This window comes from Pseudomonas sp. RA_35y_Pfl2_P32 (assembly GCF_963970735.1).
Taxonomy (GTDB): domain Bacteria; phylum Pseudomonadota; class Gammaproteobacteria; order Pseudomonadales; family Pseudomonadaceae; genus Aquipseudomonas.
This window is the reverse complement of sequence record NZ_CAXAQF010000002.1, coordinates 163,540-183,039: the sequence shown is the minus strand read 5'-3', so window position 1 is coordinate 183,039 and position 19,500 is coordinate 163,540. Positions and strand designations below refer to the sequence as shown.

Sequence of the window (19,500 nt, the reverse complement as noted above, 5' to 3'; positions counted from 1 at the left end):
TGTGGTAGGCCGTTGGGCTTACAGGCCGGCAGCAGCGCGCAAGGCGTCGGCGCGGTCGGTTTTTTCCCAGGTGAACGTGGTGAAGGTGTCTTCGCCCACGGTCTTGGTCTCTGGGGTACGACCGAAGTGGCCGTAGGCAGCCGTCTCACGGTACATCGGGTGCAGCAGGTCGAGCATGGTGGTGATCGCGTAGGGACGCAGGTCGAACACTTCGCGCACCAGCTTGACGATCTTGTCATCGCTGATCTTGCCGGTGCCGAAGGTGTTCAGCGAGATCGAGGTAGGCTGAGCGACGCCGATGGCGTAGGACACCTGAATCTCGCAACGCTCGGCCAGGCCAGCCGCCACGATGTTCTTGGCCACGTAACGACCGGCGTAGGCGGCCGAACGGTCAACCTTCGATGGGTCCTTGCCGGAGAACGCGCCGCCGCCGTGACGGGCCATGCCGCCGTAGCTGTCGACGATGATCTTGCGACCGGTCAGGCCGCAGTCGCCCACCGGGCCACCGATGATGAACTGGCCAGTCGGGTTGATGTGGAACTGGGTGTCCTTGCTCAGCAACTCGGCCGGCAGTACGTGCTTGACGATCAGCTCCATCACGCCTTCGCGCAGGTCTTTGTACGACACGTCCGGGTTGTGCTGGGTCGACAGGACGACGGCGTCGATGCCGACGACCTTGCCGCCTTCGTAACGGCAGGTGACCTGGGACTTGGCGTCCGGACGCAGCCACGGCAGCAGCCCGGATTTACGGGCCTGGGCCTGGCGCTGCACCAGTTGGTGCGAGAAGGTGATCGGCGCAGGCATCAGCACTTCGGTTTCGTTGCTGGCGTAGCCGAACATCAGGCCCTGGTCACCGGCGCCCTGGTCTTCTGGCTTGGCGCGGTCGACACCCTGGTTGATGTCCGGGGACTGCTTGCCGATGATGTTCATTACGCCGCAGGTTGCGCCGTCGAAACCAACGTCGGAGCTGGTGTAGCCGATGTCGGTGATGACGTCACGAACGATCTGCTCCAGGTCAACCCAGGCCGAGGTAGTGACTTCGCCGGCGATGATCGCCACGCCCGTTTTCACCAGCGTCTCGCACGCCACGCGGGCGAACTTGTCTTCAGCAATGATTGCGTCCAGCACCGCATCAGAAATCTGGTCGGCGATTTTGTCCGGATGCCCTTCAGACACGGACTCGGAGGTGAAAAGGGAGTATTCGCTCATCTCGATGTTTTCCTGAAATTTACCGATGGTGAGTGTCGCCAGCCGGTCGCTGAAAATGGCGGACCTGGATCTGGAAACCATTACGTAAGCCTACATAGAGACTTTCCCCGGGAACGAGTCCCGCAGCGGTGGCCCAACGGGCCAGATCGTCCTGTTCAAACCCCAACCAAAGATCACCGCAGGCCTCCCTGGCCCAACTTTGGTTGTGACTGCATAAATCTGTCACCAGCAGGCTGCCGCCTGGTTGCAGCAAGCCAGCCATGTGCTTGAGTGCATCGGCGGGGGCGGCGAAATGGTGCAGGACCATATTCAGTACCACGCAGTCCGCTGCCAGGCCCACGCCATTCAAAGCATCGGCCAACTGCAGGCTGACGTTAGTCAGCGTTTCACGTTCACACACCTGGCGCGCCAGTTCGAGCATCGCCGGGCTGTTGTCGAGCGCCGTGACCTGGCTGAAGCGCCGGGCCAGCTCCGGGAGAAAACTGCCATCCCCGGGGCCGACTTCGATTGCCGTGGCCGTGTCACTGAAGCTCAGTTTGTCGAGCAGCGCCAGCACGCTTTCGCGGTACTGCGGCAGGCCGGCAATCAAGTCTTGCTGGGCGCGAAATTTCTCCGCAACCCGTGAGAAAAAGTCCTGGCTTGCGGCAGCCCGTTGCCCGTGAACCTGTGTGATGCGCGATTGCACGTCGCCGGGCAGGGTCAGGTTATCGACTTCTTCGAGCAGGGCCGCATGCAGCTTGCCGCCTGGCAAGTCGGTGTGGGGCAGGGCGCGCCGGTAAAAAATCGCATTGCCTTCACGGCGAGTCGCCACCAGGTCGGCCTGGGCCAGCACTTTGAGGTGGTGGCTCATGCCCGATTGACCAGTGGCAAAGATCTGCGCCAGCTCCAGTACGCCAAACGAGTCATTGGCCAGGGCGCGCAATACATTCAGGCGCAACGGATCGCCGCCGGCCTTGCACAGGGCCGCCAGCTCATCGCAATCGTCAGGGCGAATGGAAGGCGCACGTAAGTTCATAAGGCCGGCAGTCTAGTCACGCCTCGAAATCACCGCAAGGTCAATATCAAAAAGTTTTGATATTGCTCGATGGATGGCACTTCTTCCGCCGAACCTTACTCTACAAACAAAATGCGGAAAGGTTTCACCTAAGCAATGCGCATTTATCCATAGGAATAATGTGCCTGATCGACTATCTGTCATTGCCCCGAGGCTATCCGCTGAGGGAAAATGCTCGCCTTTTTTCCGTGCCGTTTTATTCACTCTCGATTCAAAATCCTCAGGAGAACAGCGATGCCCAGCCGTCGTGAGCGTGCCAACGCCATTCGTGCCCTCAGCATGGATGCCGTGCAAAAAGCCAACAGCGGCCATCCCGGTGCCCCTATGGGTATGGCGGATATCGCCGAAGTACTTTGGCGTGACTACCTCAAGCACAACCCGAGCAATCCATCGTTCGCCGACCGTGACCGCTTCGTGCTGTCCAACGGTCACGGCTCGATGTTGATCTACTCGCTGCTGCACCTGACTGGCTACGACCTGTCGATCGATGACCTGAAAAGCTTCCGTCAACTGCACAGCCGTACTCCGGGCCACCCGGAATTCGGTTACACCCCTGGCGTTGAAACCACCACTGGCCCACTGGGTCAGGGCCTGGCCAACGCTGTGGGCTTCGCCCTGGCGGAAAAAGTCCTGGCGGCGCAGTTCAACCGCCCAGGGCACAACGTTGTCGATCACCACACCTATGTGTTCCTGGGTGACGGCTGCATGATGGAAGGCATTTCCCATGAAGTCAGCTCCCTGGCCGGCACCCTGGGCCTGGGCAAGCTGATCGCCTTCTACGATGACAACGGCATCTCCATCGACGGCGAAGTCGAAGGCTGGTTCACCGATGACACGCCGAAGCGTTTCGAAGCCTACAACTGGCAAGTGATCCGCAACGTTGACGGTCACGACCCGGAAGAGATCAAGATCGCGATCGAGACGGCCCGCAAAAGCGAGCAGCCGACCCTGATCTGCTGCAAGACCACCATCGGCTTCGGTTCGCCGAACAAGCAAGGCAAGGAAGACTGCCACGGCGCCCCACTGGGTGACGCGGAAATCGCCCTGACCCGTGCGGCGCTGAAGTGGAACCACGGCCCGTTCGAAATCCCGGCCGACATCTACGCCGAATGGGATGCCAAGGAAAGCGGCCGCGCCGTTGAAGCCGAGTGGGATCAGCGTTTCGCTGCCTACTCCGCCGAATTCCCGGCGTTGGCCATCGAGTTGATGAGCCGTCTCAATGGCGACCTGCCGCTGGACTTCTCGGCCAAGGCCGACGAGTACATCGCGCAAGTGGCCGCCAAGGGCGAAACCATCGCCAGCCGCAAAGCCAGCCAGAACGCCTTGAATGCCTATGGCCCACTGCTGCCAGAACTGCTCGGCGGTTCGGCTGACCTGGCCGGCTCCAACCTGACCCTGTGGAAAGGCTGCAAAGGTGTTTCGGCTGAAGACGCCAGCGGCAACTACATGTACTACGGCGTGCGCGAGTTCGGCATGAGCGCCATCATGAACGGTGTTGCCCTGCACGGCGGCCTGGTGCCTTACGGCGCAACCTTCCTGATGTTCATGGAATACGCCCGCAACGCGGTACGCATGGCGGCGCTGATGAAAAAGCGTGTGATCCATGTCTACACCCACGACTCCATCGGCCTGGGCGAAGACGGCCCGACGCACCAGCCGGTCGAGCAGCTGACCAGCCTGCGGACCACACCAAACCTGGACACCTGGCGCCCATCCGACGCGGTCGAATCGGCCGTGGCCTGGAAGCATGCGATTGAGCGCAAGGACGGTCCTTCGGCGTTGGTCTTCTCCCGTCAGAACCTGCAACACCAGGTTCGTACCGACGCGCAGATCGCCGACATCAGCCGTGGCGGCTATGTGCTCAAGGACTGTGCCGGCGAACCGGAACTGATCCTGATCTCCACCGGTTCCGAAGTGGGCCTGACCGTTCAGGCGTACGACAAACTGACCGAGCAGGGTCGCAAAGTGCGTGTGGTTTCCATGCCGTGCACCAGCGTCTTCGAAGCCCAGGACGCCGGCTACAAGCAATCGGTCCTGCCGTTGCAGGTCAGCGCCCGTATCGCCATCGAGGCGGCTCACGCCGACTACTGGTACAAGTACGTGGGCCTGGAAGGCCGCGTCATCGGCATGACCACCTACGGCGAGTCGGCGCCTGCGCCTGCCTTGTTCGAAGAGTTCGGCTTTACCCTGGAGAACATCCTGGGCCAGGCTGAAGAGCTGCTGGAAGACTAAGCACAACGCGGTGGTCTCATGACCACCGCGGTCCCCTGTAGGAGCGAGCTTGCTCGCGATGGTGGTCCAAACAACGCGGGCATTCAGGTCCCCAGCGTTATCGTTAACGACCATCGCGAGCAAGCTCGCACCTACAAGGGTTTTGTGTTTGTCGAGATTTCTCTGACTGCGTCTATCGAGAACCCCATGCCTCAACCGCGTCCTTACAAAGTTGCACTCAACGGCTACGGCCGCATTGGTCGTTGCGTCTTGCGTGCGTTGTTCGAGCGAGGCTCGGCGGCAGGGTTTGAAATTGTCGCGATCAACGATCTGGCTGACATGGCCAGTATTGAATACCTGACACGCTTCGACTCCACCCACGGCCGGTTTCCCGGCGAAGTGAAGGTCGAGGGCGATTGTCTGCATATTAATGGCGACTGCGTGCAGGTCCTGCGCAGTGCCACCCCCGAAGGCATCGATTGGGCGTCCCTAGGCGTCGATCTGGTGCTCGAATGTTCCGGTGCCTACAACACCCGCGCCGACGGCCAGCGGTTCCTCGACGCCGGCGCACCACGGGTATTGTTCTCCCAGCCGATGGCCAGCGAGGCCGATGTCGACGCCACCATCGTCTTTGGCGTCAACCAGGACTGCCTGACCGGCGCTGAACTGCTGGTGTCCAACGCGTCCTGCACCACCAACTGCGGTGTGCCGTTGCTGCGCCTGCTGGACCAGGCGTTCGGCCTGGACTACGTGTCGATCACCACCATTCACTCGGCAATGAACGACCAGCCGGTAATCGACGCCTATCACCACGAGGACCTGCGCCGCACGCGCTCGGCGTTCCAGTCGGTGATCCCGGTGTCCACGGGTCTGGCGCGTGGCATCGAACGCCTGCTGCCGGAACTTGCCGGGCGAATTCAGGCCAAAGCGGTACGGGTGCCGACGGTGAACGTGTCCTGCCTGGATATCACCATGCAGACGGTGACCGACACTGACGCCACCGAGGTCAACCGGCTCCTGCGCGAGGCCGCCACCAGCGGCCCGCTCAAGGGATTGCTGGCCTACACCGAATTGCCTCACGCCAGTTGTGATTTCAACCATGACCCACATTCGGCGATTGTCGATGCCAGTCAGACCCGCGTTTCCGGCCCTCGGCTGGTGAACGTCCTGGCCTGGTTCGACAACGAATGGGGTTTTGCCAACCGAATGCTGGATGTTGCAGAACACTATCTGCAAACAGCTATCAAGAAACCTGCTCTCTAACCTGAGCTAACAGGAAGTGCGACCCATGACCGTGTTGAAGATGTCCGACCTCGATCTGCAAGGTAAGCGCGTATTGATCCGCGAAGACCTCAACGTCCCAGTCAAGGACGGTGTAGTCACCAGCGATGCGCGTATCCTGGCTTCGCTGCCGACCATCAAGCTGGCCCTGGAAAAAGGCGCGGCCGTGATGGTCTGCTCGCACCTGGGTCGTCCGACCGAAGGTGAATTTTCGGCCGAGAACAGCCTGGCACCCGTGGCTGCCTACCTGAGCAAGGCGCTGGGTCGTGACGTGCCGCTGGTGGCCGACTACCTGGGCGGCGTCGATATCAAGGCCGGCGACATCGTGCTGTTTGAAAACGTGCGCTTCAACAGAGGCGAGAAAAAGAACGCCGACGAACTGGCGCAGCAGTACGCGGCCCTGTGCGACGTGTTCGTGATGGACGCCTTCGGCACCGCGCACCGTGCCGAGGGTTCGACCCACGGCGTGGCCAAGTTCGCCAAGGTGGCCGCTGCTGGCCCCTTGCTGGCTGCCGAACTGGATGCACTGGGCAAGGCCCTGGGCGCTCCGGCCCAGCCAATGGCCGCCATCGTGGCCGGCTCCAAGGTGTCGACCAAGCTGGACGTGCTCAACAGCCTGAGCCAGATCTGCGACCAGTTGATCGTCGGCGGCGGCATCGCCAACACCTTCCTCGCGGCAGCTGGGCACCCGGTCGGCAAGTCCCTGTACGAGCCGGACCTGCTGGACACCGCGCGCGCCATCGCGGCTAAAGTCAGCGTGCCACTGCCGGTCGACGTGGTGGTTGCCAAGGAATTCGCCGAGAGCGCCGCGGCCACCGTCAAGCTGATCGCTGATGTGGCAGAAGATGACATGATCCTGGACATCGGCCCGCAGACTGCCGCGCATTTCGCCGAGCTGCTGAAGTCCTCGAACACCATTCTGTGGAACGGTCCGGTCGGTGTGTTCGAATTCGATCAGTTCGGCAACGGCACCAAAGTGCTGGCCCAGGCCATCGCCGACAGCTCTGCATTCTCCATCGCGGGCGGCGGCGATACGTTGGCGGCTATCGATAAATATGGCGTTGCCGAGCAAATCTCCTACATTTCTACCGGTGGCGGCGCGTTCCTCGAATTCGTCGAAGGCAAGGTGCTGCCGGCCGTCGAAGTCCTGGAAAGCCGGGCCAAGGCCTGAGGCCGCCCGTTGACCAGGCAAAGGAGTGTTCACATGGTCAAGACGTTAGCGACGTTGATCGCCGCGGCGGTGCTGGCCGGCTGTGGGAGTAATCCCAAGGCCGCCAAGGACCCGGACACCGGTGCGCCAGACAAAGGCTGTTACCAGGCGGACTGGCAGGCGGAAACCAACCCGGTGCTCAACAAGCGTTCCGGGCCCGAGGGCCTGGATAAATACGAGACGCACACTCCGGCCAAGGAACAGGGTTGTCCCTGACCGGCCTGGCTCACTAACGCCCAGTGCGGTGGGCAGTGGCCGACCGCCGAGGAAGATGGATGAAAGGCTTGATCGCCGTGGCGTCCCTGGCAGTACTTGCCGGTTGCGCCAGTTTGAACCCGTTTGCATCAGCGCCGGCAGCGACCGGCACGTGGACCGACTGGGTCTGTGACAGCCAGGCCCAGGTGCACTGGCGCTTCACCGACGCCACGCGCGATAGCGTACAAGTGCGGTTGGGGGATGACCAGGTGCATCGCTTGAAGCTCGAGCCGGCCGGCAGTGGCACGTTGTACAGCGACGACCAATTGGCGTTTCACCTCAAGGGTGAGGAAGGCCTGGTGTACTGGGTTGCTACCAATGATTTGATCGGCCGTGGCTGCAAGGCCAAGTAACACACGGCGAATGCACGCAGATCGGCCTTACCCCCGATCAGCAATAACTTGAATAGCAGCCGCCGCTACGGCAGGCTTGCACGATTAACGACCCTAAACCGGGAGAGACACACACAATGGCACTTATCAGCATGCGCCAGATGCTGGACCACGCCGCCGAATTCGGCTACGGCGTTCCAGCTTTCAACGTCAACAACCTTGAGCAGATGCGCGCCATCATGGAAGCCGCTGACAAGACTGACTCCCCGGTGATCGTCCAGGCTTCGGCCGGCGCCCGTAAATACGCTGGCGCGCCCTTCCTGCGGCACCTGATCCTGGCGGCAATCGAAGAATTCCCGCATATCCCGGTGTGCATGCACCAGGACCACGGCACCAGCCCTGACGTCTGCCAGCGTTCGATCCAACTGGGCTTCAGCTCGGTGATGATGGACGGCTCCCTGGGTGAAGACGGCAAGACCCCGACCGACTACGACTACAACGTCCGTGTCACCCAGCAGACCGTCGCCCTGGCCCACGCCTGCGGCGTATCGGTAGAAGGCGAGCTGGGCTGCCTGGGTTCGCTGGAAACCGGCATGGCCGGTGAAGAAGACGGCATCGGCGCCGAAGGCGTGCTGGATCACAGCCAGATGCTGACCGACCCGGAAGAAGCGGCTGACTTCGTCAAGCGCACTCAGGTCGATGCCCTGGCGATCGCCATCGGTACCAGCCACGGCGCCTACAAGTTCACCAAGCCCCCTACCGGTGACGTGCTGGCGATCGACCGCATCAAGGAAATCCACAAGCGCATCCCTAACACCCACCTGGTGATGCACGGTTCTTCCTCGGTTCCGCAAGAGTGGCTGGCGATCATCAACCAGTACGGCGGCGACATCAAGGAAACCTACGGCGTACCGGTTGAGGAAATCGTCGAAGGCATCAAGCACGGCGTGCGCAAGGTCAACATCGACACCGACCTGCGCCTGGCGTCCACCGGTGCGATGCGTCGCCTGATGGCCACCAACCCGAGCGAGTTCGACCCGCGTAAATTCTTCGGTGCCACCGTGACCGCCATGCGCGACGTGTGCATTGCCCGCTACGAAGCCTTCGGTACCGCCGGCAACGCCTCGAAGATCAAGCCGATCTCCCTGGAAGCGATGTACCAGCGTTATCTGAAAGGTGAGTTGAACGCCAAGGTCAACTAAGTCCGAGCGTGACGCTGCCCGCATAAAAAACCCGCCGAGAGGCGGGTTTTTTGTGGCTGGCGATGGGCTTATTTGTCCACCAGCAGTTTCGGGTTGGAGTTACCCCACACCGTGTACAGGTCGGCCAGCAGCGCGCCGTTGATGTCTTCGACTTCTGCCTGGGCAATCTCGACAGTGCCTTGCTTGCCGAACAGCACCACCTCATCGCCGCTTTTCACGCTGGGTACGTCGGTAACGTCGACCATCAGGGTGTTCATCGAGACCTTGCCCACCACCGGCACGCGATGGCCGTTGATCAGTACGATGCCCTTGTTGGTGAACGCACGGCGGTAGCCGTCGGAGTACCCCACGGTGATGTTGGCCAGTTTTGTGTCACGGGCCAGGGTGAAGGTGCGGTCGTAGCCGACCGTGTTGCCCTTGGGGTAGCTGTTGACCGAGGCGACGTGGGATTTGAACTGCATCACCCGGGTGTATTCGGTATGGGACGGCACGGTGTCGCCGAACAATGCGCCGCCGGGGCGGACCATGTCGAGGTGCGACTCGGGCACTTCCAGGGTGGCGAAGGAGTTGGCCGCATGCAGGGTGATCTTGCTGCGGTCCAGTTGGGCCACGCTCATCAGCCATTGGGCTTGCTGGTTGAACGCTTTGAGGCCGGCACGCACGTCGGCGGCGTCCTCGACCGCGAAGTGGGTCATGATTGCCCGCACGTCCAGGTTTGGCACCTTGGTAATGGCTACCGCGTCACGACGACCCTGGGCGGTGGTCATTTCCACGCCATTGCGGCTCATGCCGCTGGAGTTCAGGCCAATGTGCACCACCAGGGGCCGGCCATGCTGTTCGGCAATCAGGCTGGCTTTGACGGCGAAGTCGAGGTTGCCCACCAGCTCTTCGACGTTGTAGGGCAGGGCTGCTTCCAGCTCGCTCAAGGCGGCCGTGCGCACGCGGATCAATTGGCCCTTGAAGCCGCTTTCGCGCACCACACGGATTTCTTCGTTGCTGGCAACGCCCACGCAGGGCACACCCATGGCGATCACCGAGGGCATCAGCAGGCCAATGCCGTGGCCGTAGGCGTCCGCCTTGAGTACGGCGCAGAGTTTTGACTTGTCGGCGAGGGTGGCTTGCAGGGCGCGAATGTTGTTTTCGAACGCGCTCTTGTTGATTTCAACCCAGGCGTTGCTGTCCTGGGCGTGGGCCTGAGCCACCCCGTCGACCATCGACAAAGGAGGCGCGGCGAAGACTGGGTTGTGCAACAAAGCCATGCCCAGAGAGAGTGCGAGAAGGGAGCGAGTAAAGGGCATTGGGTGTGTCTCCATGACGTTCTTGTAGGGGGTGTCGTATTTGCGCGGGGCAATACTCAGATTGTCCTACAGAAATGTCGACCCCCTCGACGCGGATCTGTCTGAAAGCGTCGTGGTGCTGCATCTGTGTCCCGTCACCGTGCTGACTCGCCCGTACCACACCCGTTTATTTATCGTGATCGATGTCCAGCTTGCTGAAGGTCACCTTGCCGCCTTCCTGGCTGTTGCCACTGTTGTCCTGCACATAGACCCCGGCCTTGAAGTACAGCGGTTTGTCGCGCCAGGTGGTGCTGATCTTGCTGTCCCACTGGGAGCCGGCGGCGCTGATGCCCAGGGCACCTGCCGGGCTCAAGTGGATCAGGTAGGAGAAGTCACGGTCGAGTTTGACGCCACTGGCGATGATGATCACCCGGCCTTCGGCGTCATCCGGGCGCATCCGTACCTTGGCGACGATGTTGCCGGTGGCGGTTGTGCTTTTGTACTGGTACTCGAGTTTCAGCAGCGGCTTCTGGCTGTTGTACGCGTGGATCTGGCCGATGACCAGCTTGCCCGAACTCGGCACCTGATTCACCGCCAGGGTCGCCCGCAACGAGTTGTCGGCCGCCGGGTAGAGCCAGTTGCGCAAGGTGCCGTTGCTGAAGGTTTCGCGCAGTTCAGTCCGCGGATAGATCGCATTTTCAGTGCGGGTGCCGGTGACGGGGGCCCAAAAAAACAGGGTGCCGGTGTTGGAGTGGAAATACGGGCTCTTGAAGCCGCTGACCAGTTTAGGGGTGTCGATGGTAGCCGGAGGGGTGCCAACGGGGACGCTGAGGTTCCAGGTTGCGAGATCGATCATCGTCAAAGGTTTCCACGAGTGCTGGCTGAAATGATGCGGCGAAAGCTCTGGCCCGCCCATCTTGAGGATGGCTTTTATAAGCCGGAGCGGGTGCTTTGTTAATGCCCGCCTGGCGATTAATTGGCGTCAGTGAAATGGCGACGTGCCACACGTCGCGGTTTGCGGGGCCTGTAAAGACAGTCCGTTAGTCGGGCGGTGCCTGCTTTGACAGGGTGATGGCGTGTTGATGACTACTGATTGGGCAAAACCCGGTCTAGAGTGAAGCCACAACATTTGTCCGGTTTTTTTCGGTAATCCGTTTCACCCTTCCCAGAAAGAGAAGCAGCATGGAATGCGCGCAACCTAAGCCAGGTGACGGCCGCTCAGTTCTTTTGATCGTTGATGACTACCCGGAAAACCTGGTCAGCATGCGTGCGTTGCTGCAGCGTCAGGACTGGCAGGTGATGACCGCTGCCTCGGGCCTGGAAGCCCTGAGCCTGTTACTCGAGCACGAGGTCGACCTGGTGCTGCTGGATGTGCAGATGCCGGGCATGGATGGCTTCGAAGTCGCCCGCCTGATGCGCGGCAGCCAACGCACCCAACTGACCCCGATCATTTTCCTGACCGCCAACGAGCAATCCCCGGACGCGGTGATCAAGGGCTATGCCCATGGGGCGGTGGACTATCTGTTCAAGCCGTTCGATCCGCAGATTCTCAAGCCCAAGGTCCAGGCCCTGCTGGAGCATCAGCGCAGTCGCCGGGCCTTGCAGCAGTTGAGCCAGGACCTGGAGGCGGCGCGGGCCTTCAATGCCTCGGTGCTGGAGAATGCCGCCGAAGGCATCCTGGTGGTGGACGAAGATGGGCGAGTCCGCTTCGCCAACCCGGCCATGTGTCGTTTGCTCAGCGCCCGGGTCGACGAGTTGCAGGGGACAAGCTTCATCGACTTTCTGCAAAAGCCGCCGATCGCGCTGTGGGCCGGTTCGGATATCCATGCCCACTACCGCCGCGGTGAGACCTGGCGTGCCCATGATGCGATGCTGCGGACCGCGTCCGGCCAGCAAGTGCCCGTGGCCCTGTCGTGTGCGCCGCTGCCGCCCGAGCAGCGGGCCATGGTGGTGACCGTGCTCGACATGTCGGTGGTCTGCCATCTGCACCAGCAGCTGGAGTTCCAGGCGGTCACCGATCCGCTGACCGGCCTGCTCAACCGCCGGGGGTTTTACCAGGCTACGGAAAACCTGCTGCTGCGCGGCGAGCGCGCGGGCAGTGTCTGGGTGTTGTTGTACCTGGACCTGGACGGCTTCAAGCGGGTCAATGATTCGTTGGGGCATGACGCCGGCGATCGGGTGCTGCGCTGGGTCGCGGAGCAGTTGAAGGCTTGCCTGCGTCCCTTCGATATCCTGGGGCGCGTGGGCGGGGATGAATTCACCGCGTTGCTCGACCTCGAGTTTGCCGAGCAAGCGGCGAAAATGGCGGAAAGACTCATAGAAAGGGTGTCGATCTGTCAGCAGATTGACGGGCTGGACGTGGCGCTGGGCGCGAGCATCGGCATCGCCACGTATCCGGATTGCGGCGCCAGCCTCGACGATTTGCTGCGCACCGCCGATATCGCCATGTACGAGGCCAAGCGTGCAGGGCGCCAGCAGTACCGCTTTTACGACCACGATATGAATGGTCGCGCGCGTACCCGCTTGATGCTCGAGGAGAGTGTGCGCTCGGCCATCGAGCAAAAGGATTTCAACCTGGTCTACCAGCCTCAGGTGGCGATGGTCGACGGGCGCATACGTGGGTTCGAGGCCTTGTTGCGTTGGCAGCATCCCAGTGTGGGCGATGTCCCGCCAGGGTTGTTCTTGCCGTTGCTGGAAGAAGCGCAGTTGATCAGCCGTCTGGGCAGTTGGATTTACCAGAGCAGTGCCCAGCAACGAAAGGCCTGGGACAACCTGTTCAGCGAGGACATGGTGCTGGCGGTCAGCCTGAGCAATACCCAGTTCGGCCTGCCCAACCTGGCCACTGAGTTGCGGCTTGTGCTGGAGCGCCATCAATTGATGCCCCATCAGTTGGAACTGGAAATCACCGAAGACGCCTTGCTGCGCAACCCCGATGAAGCGCGCAAGCAACTGCGCCTGCTGCGCAACCTCGGCGTAAGGGTGGCGCTCGACGACTTTGGCTCGGGGCCTTGTTCGTTGACCCATCTGCGTGATGCCGAGCTCGATACCCTGAAGCTGGACCGGCAACTGATCGCCCGGATATTGCACTCGCCCCGGGATGCGGCGCTGGCGCGCAACATCATTGAGCTGGCGGGGCAGTTCGGCGTTCAGGTGATCGCCGAAGGGGTTGAATCGGTTGCCCAGTATCAGTGGCTGCTAGCCAACGGTTGCCCCTTTGGCCAGGGTTGCCTGGTGGCGCAGCCCCTGATGGCGGACGAGGTCAGGGACTTTGTGCAGCCGTTCGACTGGAGCGCGGCGACCGCCTGAATTCGCTACACTGGCGGTCTTTTGTGACTTGTGTTGTTGCCCCATGACCGCGCTCAAATACCTCCAGGCTTATCCCGCCGCCCTGCAACAGCAAGTGCGCCAACTGATCGAGCAGGATCAGTTGGGGGGCTATCTGAGCCAACGCTACCCGGACAAGCACGCCGTGCAGAGTGACAAGGCGCTGTACAGTTATGCGTTGGAGCTCAAGCAGGAATTCCTGCGCAACGCACCGGCCATCGACAAAGTGCTGTTCGACAACCGTCTGGACCTGACCCATCGTGCTTTGGGCCTGCACACGGCCATTTCTCGAGTGCAGGGCGGCAAGCTCAAGGCCAAGAAAGAGATCCGCATTGCCTCTTTGTTCAAGGAGGCCGCGCCGCAGTTCCTGAAGATGATCGTGGTCCACGAGCTGGCGCATTTCAAAGAGTCCGACCACAACAAGGCGTTCTACAAGTTGTGCGAACACATGCTGCCCGGTTATCACCAGCTGGAATTCGATTTGCGGGTTTATCTGACCTGGCGGGACATGCAGTAACCATCACAAGCAGGAGTGTCTGGATGGACGTGAGCAAGACCAAGAGCAGCTTCTACCGCCGCCTGTACGTGGCGTACCTGATCGACAGCGGGCTGGCCAGCAGCGTCCCGGCACTGACCGACATCACCGGCATGCCCCGGCGCACGGCCCAGGACACCATTGCCGCGCTGGCGGACCTGGATGTGGTCTGTGAGTTCGAGCAGGAGGAGGGCGCGCGCAACCATGCGGGGCGCTACTGCATTCGCGAGTGGGGGGCGATCGATCCGCGCTGGATCGAACAGCACCTGCGCCAGATCAAGGCCGTGCTGGGTTATCCCTGAGGGGTTGCCTGGTAGTGCTGGCGCCTGCGCTGGTTAACCAGCACCTACCGGGGGAAAAGGCCTTCAGGGCCGTCGCATGCCAATATGCGCGATGCCGTCTTCCAGGTATTGCTCGCCGGCCACGGCAAACCCATAACGCCCGTAATAGTCCTGCAGATGGGCCTGGGCCGACAGGTAGATCGGGGTCTGCGGCCAGTACTTCTCGGCCTGCTTGAGCGCCTGCGTCATCAACTCATGACCCAGGCCCCGGCCCCTGGCCTGCGGTGCAACCACCACCCGTCCCAGCACCACGTCACCGCCTTGCGAGGTCGGGTCGAGCAGGCGCAGATAGGCCACCAGTTGATCACCGTCCCAGGCCATCAAGTGGCAGGTGTCGCTGTCCAGGTCCTGGCCATCGACTTCCTGGTAGGCGCACTTCTGTTCGACCACGAACACCTGTGTGCGCAACTGCAAAATGGCATACAGCTGCTCTTTGCCCAAGTCACTGTGGTGTTTGCAAACCCATTCAACCGTCATCTTCGCGTCCTTAGAAAAGTCTGGTCCTGATACTAAGCGTCTGGCCACTGGATGTCTTGCCCGCAGGAAATTCTGTGACAAAGACCAAAATGCCATCATTCAGCTCGCGCGGATTCGTCATCTTTGTGTAATCTGCCTGGAGGCGCTTTGCCGAGGCCAAGGTCAGTTACTGTTATAGCCCGGGTGGTCGCCGTCAGTCGGCCTGCGGGATATCGAGTTCGGCTACAAACACGCTGGGCTACGCGCCCTCTAAGGATTCCCGGGCATGCCGCGATTGCATCGAGCCTTCGCCTTGATTGGCCTGCTGTTGCTGAGCCAGAGCGCTGCAGCGGACAAGCTGCGCCTGGTGGCCGATGCCTGGCCGCCCTTCACCGACGCCACGTTGGTCAATGGTGGGTTGGCCACCGATATTGTCAGCACCGCACTGGCACGGGCCGGTTATGCCAGTGATTTCCAGCAGGTGCCCTGGGCCAGGGCGTTGCTGGGCTTGGGCGAAGGGCGCTACGACGTGCTGGTGAATGCCTGGTACAACGAGGAGCGCACCCAACTTGGGCAGTATTCCGCCGAATACCTGCTCAATCGCATCCGCTTTCTCAAGCGCAGGGATGCACCCATCGAATACAACAACCTGCTGCAGTTGCACACCTACCCGATCGCGGTCGTGCGTGGTTATGCCTATTCCCCGGAGTTCGACGGCTACGCGGCCCTGCAAAAGGTTCAGGTGCACAACTTCGCCATGGCCGTGCGCATGCTGGCGGCAGACCGGGTGCAACTGACCCTGGAGGACGAGTATGTGGCCCGCTACTACCTGGCGCGCGAATCACCCAAGGTGCGCAACGCAGTGGAGTTCCTGCCCCGGCCCTTGAGTGAAAACAGCCTGCACATCCTGGTCAGCCTGAAGAACCCGGACCACGCGAAGATCGTCGCCGGATTCGACCGGGAAATCGCTGAAATGAAGGCTGATGGGAGTTACGACAGGCTGCTCCGTCAGCATGGGATGTAAAACTCTGTGGGGGCTGCCGAGGGCTGCGATCTTTTGATCCTGGTTCTGGGGGCATCGCCTCCGGTTTACTTCGCTGCACCTCCTCTCGATGCATGCGGCTTCGCCGCACGGCGCTACGCGCCTCCCCCCGACAGCCCCCCTCGGCGATCAATCCTCGCGCGTGTCCTTGATCAAATGCGCCGCCAGCGTCCTTAACGGCCCGAGCTGACGGCAGATCAACGCCAACTGGCTCTGCACCAGGCGCTGCCCTTCATCGATTTCGTCCGGCATCTGCTCAAGCTCCGCGGCCAGGGCTTCTTCGGCGTCGCTGTGAATGGCGATCGGCAGTTTGTTCGCCAGGCCTTGGGCTATTTCGTCGATGCTCGCCGCCAGGCTGACGCCGGCACCTTCGATCAGGTGTTCGCGCACTTCATCCGGGAGCTGGGTCTCGCGGTGCGCGCCCAGGCCCGAGAGGTAGCTGAGCAACGTGTGGGACAGCACCAGGAAGCGGAAGCCGACGTCCGCCTCCTTACGGAAATGCCCAGGTTCCATGAGCATGTTGGCCAGGGTGGTGGACAGTGCGGCATCGGCGTTGTGCGCGTTGCGGCGGGCCAGGCGGTAGGCCAGGTCGTCCCGTTTGCCGGCGGCATACTGCTGCATGATTTGCCGCAAGTAGATGCTGTTGCAGGTCAGGGTGTTGGCCAGCACCTTGTTCAGCCGGCGACCCTGCCAGTCCGGCAGGAACAGGAACACCGCCAGGCCGGCGATCAGGCTGCCAAGCAAGGTATCGAACAGGCGCGGCAGGAACAGCCCGTAGCCGTCACCGACCTGGTTGAAGCAGAACAGCACCATCACCGTGATTGCCGCTGTGGCCAGGGTGTAGCGGGTGGTGCGGTTGATAAAGAACACCACCCCGGCGGCAATCGCGAAGCACGATTGCACCAGCGGATTGGGGAACAGGTCGAACAGCGCCCAGGCCACGGTCAGGCCGATGGCGGTGCCGATGATCCGTTGCCCAAGTTTGCGCCGGGTCGCGCCGTAGTTCGGCTGGCAGACAAACAGGGTGGTGAGGATGATCCAGTAGCCTTGCGAGGGGTGGATCAAATGCACCATGGCGTAGCCGATGGTCAGCGCCAGGGGCAGGCGCAGGGCATGCCGGAACAGCAGGGAGGTGGGCGTCAGCTGGGTGCGCAGGCGGGTCCAGACATCCTTGAGGTTGCGCGGCGAGCGGTCGAGCAGGCTGCTGTCGGTAGCATCGGCGAGGCTGTCGGGGTTGCTTGCATCGCTGAGCAGGCGGTCGAGGGTGCCAAGGTTGGCGGCCAAGGCCCGCAAGGAGCGCAACAGGCCGCGCCAGGCCGGGTTGCTCTGGATGCGCAGGTGTTCCAGGGAGGCGTCGAGGTCGTTGAGGGCCTGGGCGAAGCTCGCATCGTAGACGAACGGCTGGCGCATCTGGATCGACTCGGCCAGCGCCCGGCAGGCCTTGCCTTGCTGGCGCAGCAGGCGTTGGCAGCGGAACAGCACGTCACTGTGGAAGAAGGCATCGGCCAGGGCGTTGTAGGGGTAGTGCGAGGAGCTGGCGCGCTCGTGGATGTCCTGGGCGAGGAAGTACAGCTTCAGGTAGCGGCTGACCTTCGACCCCGGCCGTCCGTTGCCGACCCGGTGCAGGATGATTTCCTTGGCGGCGTTCAGGGCGGCGACCACCCGCCCGTTCTGCTGCGCCAGTTCGAGGCGCCGGGCCTCGACGTCCATCTGCCGGATCGGCTCGAACAGCGAAGATTTGAGCTTGAGGTAAAACCCCAGCTCGCGGAACAGCCGCGCCAGGCTTTGTTGTACCGGTTGGTTGGAAAACAGCGCCTGCCACAGCACCGAGAGCAGGCCGTACCAGGCCGCTCCGGCCACCAGCAGCAGGGGCTCGTGCCACAAGTCGGTGACCGCGCCGCCGCGCTGGTCGACGCCAATCATGGTGTAGACCGCGAGAATCAGGGTCGCCGAGGCAATTGCCCCATACCGCTCGCCCAGGGCGCCGAGCATGGTCAGGCCAAAGCTGGCCAGCGCCAGGGCGCACACGAAGATATAGGGGTAGGGGAATAACAGCTCGACCGAGAAGGCCGCGACGCTGAAACACACCAGCGTGACCGCCAGCGCATTGAGCCGGCCTTGCCAGCTGTCGTCGGTTTCGGCCAGGGCGCTGGCGATAATCCCCAGGAACAGCGGGATCAGCAGGCCCATCTCATCCTGGTACCAGCACAGCGCCATGCTGCCGGTCAGGGCGATGAATACCCGCACGCTGTAGCTGAATTTATCCAGTGCCCAAAGGCGACGCAGAGACTGACGAAACGAAGTCGATGGCATGAAGTGCGAGGGCCTTCCGGGGCAATGACGCTAAATTGAGCCAGTAATGACGCCGACGCAATGGCGCCGATCACATCTGACAGCAAAATCTGTTCCTTCCCTGGTAAACACGCCCCCTGTAGGAGCCGAGCTTGCTCGCGATAGCGGTCTAACGGCCAACATCACTGTTGAATGTTAATCCGTCATCGCGAGCAAGCTCGGCTCCTACAGGGCCGTGGGGTGTCAGACGTACTGCGCCGCCGCGTAGCCCGAAGCCCAGGCCCACTGGAAGTTGAAGCCGCCCAGGTGGCCGGTGACGTCCAGCACTTCGCCGATGAAATACAGCCCGGGGCTTTTCAGCGACTCCATGGTCTTGGAGGACACTTCATGGGTGTCGACACCGCCCAGGGTGACCTCGGCCGTGCGGTAGCCTTCGGTGCCGGCCGGTACCAGCGTCCAGCTCGCCAGCTTGTCAGCGATCTCGGCGATTTCGGCGTGGGTGTACTGCTTCATCGGCTTGGAGACGAACCAGTTGTCAGCCAAGAGGTTGGCCATCTTCTTGGTGAAGATCTCGCCAAGCAGGGTTTTGAGCTCGCTGTTCGGCCGTTCGGCTTGCTGTTGTTGCAGCCAGGCCGGTACGTCGTGGTCGGGCATCAGGTTGATTTCAACCGTGTCGCCGGACTGCCAGAACGAAGAAATCTGCAGGATCGCCGGACCGCTGAGACCGCGATGGGTGAACAGGATGTTCTCGCGGAAACTCTGCTCGTTGCAGCTCACCAGGCAGTCCACCGAGGTGCCGGACAACTCGCCGCACAGCGCCTTGAGCTGGTCGGTGATGGTGAACGGTACCAGGCCGGCGCGGGTCGGCAGCAGTTCGTGACCGAACTGGCGGGCGACCTGATACCCGAAGCCTGTGGCACCCAGGGTCGGGATCGACAGGCCGCCGGTGGCGATCACCAGGGACTCGCACGTCAATTGGCCGAGGGTGGTGTCCAGCAGGTAGCCGCTGGCGAGCTTCTCGATGGTCTGGATCGAGGTGTCCAGGTGCAGGCTGACGCCGGCCTGGTCGCACTCGCTGAGCAGCATCTCGAGGATGTCACTGGACTTGTTATCGCAGAACAGTTGGCCGAGCTTCTTCTCGTGGTACGGCACGCCATGCTTGGCCACCATGCCGATGAAATCCCACTGGGTGTAGCGGGCCAGCGCGGACTTGCAGAAATGCGCATTCTGCGAGAGGAAATTGCTCGGTTCGGTGTACATGTTGGTGAAATTGCAGCGCCCACCGCCCGACATGAGGATTTTCTTGCCGGCCTTGTTGGCGTGGTCCAGCAACAACACCTTGCGCCCGCGCCCGGCGGCGGTCAGCGCGCACATCAACCCTGCGGCGCCAGCGCCAATGATCACGACTTCGGTAGAGCGCAAAACGGTGTCCTCACACGAATTTTCAATTCACCGACCAACCAATGTGGGGGCCCGCCC

The 19,500-nt window shown here is 61.8% G+C and carries 17 protein-coding genes; 10 read left to right on the top strand and 7 right to left on the bottom strand.

Annotated elements, in window-relative coordinates:
- Positions 1 to 18: 18 nt before the first annotated feature.
- Positions 19 to 1,209 (bottom strand): methionine adenosyltransferase, encoded by a 1,191-nt coding sequence (gene metK, locus AACY45_RS02860; RefSeq protein ID WP_339544059.1) that lies wholly within the window; start codon positions 1,207 to 1,209, stop codon positions 19 to 21.
- 19 nt (positions 1,210 to 1,228) lie between these two features.
- Positions 1,229 to 2,224 carry an ArsR/SmtB family transcription factor gene (locus AACY45_RS02855; RefSeq protein ID WP_339544058.1) on the bottom strand — a complete coding sequence of 332 codons (996 nt, stop codon included), beginning with the start codon at positions 2,222 to 2,224 and terminating at the stop codon, positions 1,229 to 1,231.
- A 273-nt stretch (positions 2,225 to 2,497) separates the two neighbouring features.
- Here AACY45_RS02855 and tkt point away from each other — a divergent pair, with 273 nt between their 5' ends.
- The 6 genes from tkt (at position 2,498) to fba (ending at position 8,754) form a co-directional block, all read left to right on the top strand.
- Entirely contained in the window at positions 2,498 to 4,495 is a 1,998-nt protein-coding gene (gene tkt / locus AACY45_RS02850) for a transketolase (RefSeq protein ID WP_339544057.1), read from the top strand.
- 186 nt (positions 4,496 to 4,681) lie between these two features.
- A complete protein-coding gene (epd, locus tag AACY45_RS02845; RefSeq protein ID WP_339544056.1) occupies positions 4,682 to 5,737 on the top strand; it encodes an erythrose-4-phosphate dehydrogenase in 1,056 nt (351 codons plus the stop codon).
- Positions 5,738 to 5,762: 25 nt separating this feature from the next.
- Complete coding sequence (locus AACY45_RS02840; RefSeq protein ID WP_339544055.1) at positions 5,763 to 6,926, top strand: phosphoglycerate kinase; 1,164 nt, start codon at positions 5,763 to 5,765, stop codon at positions 6,924 to 6,926.
- Between the two features lie 33 nt (positions 6,927 to 6,959).
- Positions 6,960 to 7,181 carry a hypothetical protein gene (locus AACY45_RS02835; protein WP_095164428.1) on the top strand — a complete coding sequence of 74 codons (222 nt, stop codon included), beginning with the start codon at positions 6,960 to 6,962 and terminating at the stop codon, positions 7,179 to 7,181.
- Between the two features lie 59 nt (positions 7,182 to 7,240).
- Positions 7,241 to 7,573, top strand: a complete 333-nt coding sequence (locus AACY45_RS02830) for an MliC family protein (protein WP_339544054.1) — start codon at positions 7,241 to 7,243, stop codon at positions 7,571 to 7,573.
- Positions 7,574 to 7,689: 116 nt separating this feature from the next.
- Positions 7,690 to 8,754 carry a class II fructose-bisphosphate aldolase gene (fba, locus tag AACY45_RS02825; RefSeq protein WP_027617054.1) on the top strand — a complete coding sequence of 355 codons (1,065 nt, stop codon included), beginning with the start codon at positions 7,690 to 7,692 and terminating at the stop codon, positions 8,752 to 8,754.
- 68 nt (positions 8,755 to 8,822) lie between these two features.
- Here the strand turns inward: fba and alr are convergent, their stop codons facing one another.
- A complete protein-coding gene (alr, locus tag AACY45_RS02820) occupies positions 8,823 to 10,052 on the bottom strand; it encodes an alanine racemase (protein ID WP_339544053.1) in 1,230 nt (409 codons plus the stop codon).
- Positions 10,053 to 10,218: 166 nt separating this feature from the next.
- Positions 10,219 to 10,887 (bottom strand): polysaccharide lyase family 7 protein, encoded by a 669-nt coding sequence (locus AACY45_RS02815; RefSeq protein ID WP_339544052.1) that lies wholly within the window; start codon positions 10,885 to 10,887, stop codon positions 10,219 to 10,221.
- A gap of 326 nt (positions 10,888 to 11,213) precedes the next feature.
- Between AACY45_RS02815 and AACY45_RS02810 the strand changes: the two genes are divergently transcribed.
- The 3 genes from AACY45_RS02810 to AACY45_RS02800 are packed head-to-tail and all read left to right on the top strand — an operon-like array spanning position 11,214 to position 14,192.
- Entirely contained in the window at positions 11,214 to 13,337 is a 2,124-nt protein-coding gene (locus tag AACY45_RS02810) for a putative bifunctional diguanylate cyclase/phosphodiesterase (RefSeq protein ID WP_339544051.1), read from the top strand.
- A gap of 43 nt (positions 13,338 to 13,380) precedes the next feature.
- A complete protein-coding gene (locus AACY45_RS02805; RefSeq protein ID WP_339544050.1) occupies positions 13,381 to 13,872 on the top strand; it encodes a M48 metallopeptidase family protein in 492 nt (163 codons plus the stop codon).
- A 23-nt stretch (positions 13,873 to 13,895) separates the two neighbouring features.
- Entirely contained in the window at positions 13,896 to 14,192 is a 297-nt protein-coding gene (locus tag AACY45_RS02800) for a winged helix-turn-helix domain-containing protein (RefSeq protein ID WP_339544049.1), read from the top strand.
- 63 nt (positions 14,193 to 14,255) lie between these two features.
- On the opposite strand, the gene AACY45_RS02795 is transcribed toward AACY45_RS02800, so the two are convergent.
- Complete coding sequence (locus AACY45_RS02795) at positions 14,256 to 14,708, bottom strand: GNAT family N-acetyltransferase (RefSeq protein ID WP_339544048.1); 453 nt, start codon at positions 14,706 to 14,708, stop codon at positions 14,256 to 14,258.
- Positions 14,709 to 14,973: 265 nt separating this feature from the next.
- Between AACY45_RS02795 and AACY45_RS02790 the strand changes: the two genes are divergently transcribed.
- A complete protein-coding gene (locus tag AACY45_RS02790) occupies positions 14,974 to 15,711 on the top strand; it encodes a substrate-binding periplasmic protein (protein WP_339544047.1) in 738 nt (245 codons plus the stop codon).
- 147 nt (positions 15,712 to 15,858) lie between these two features.
- On the opposite strand, the gene yccS is transcribed toward AACY45_RS02790, so the two are convergent.
- Together yccS and AACY45_RS02780 are read right to left on the bottom strand one after the other, a co-directional pair.
- Positions 15,859 to 18,042, bottom strand: coding sequence for a YccS family putative transporter (yccS, locus tag AACY45_RS02785; RefSeq protein ID WP_339544046.1), 2,184 nt, complete (start codon positions 18,040 to 18,042; stop codon positions 15,859 to 15,861).
- Between the two features lie 222 nt (positions 18,043 to 18,264).
- Positions 18,265 to 19,443 carry an NAD(P)/FAD-dependent oxidoreductase gene (locus AACY45_RS02780; RefSeq protein ID WP_339544045.1) on the bottom strand — a complete coding sequence of 393 codons (1,179 nt, stop codon included), beginning with the start codon at positions 19,441 to 19,443 and terminating at the stop codon, positions 18,265 to 18,267.
- Positions 19,444 to 19,500: the final 57 nt, after the last annotated feature.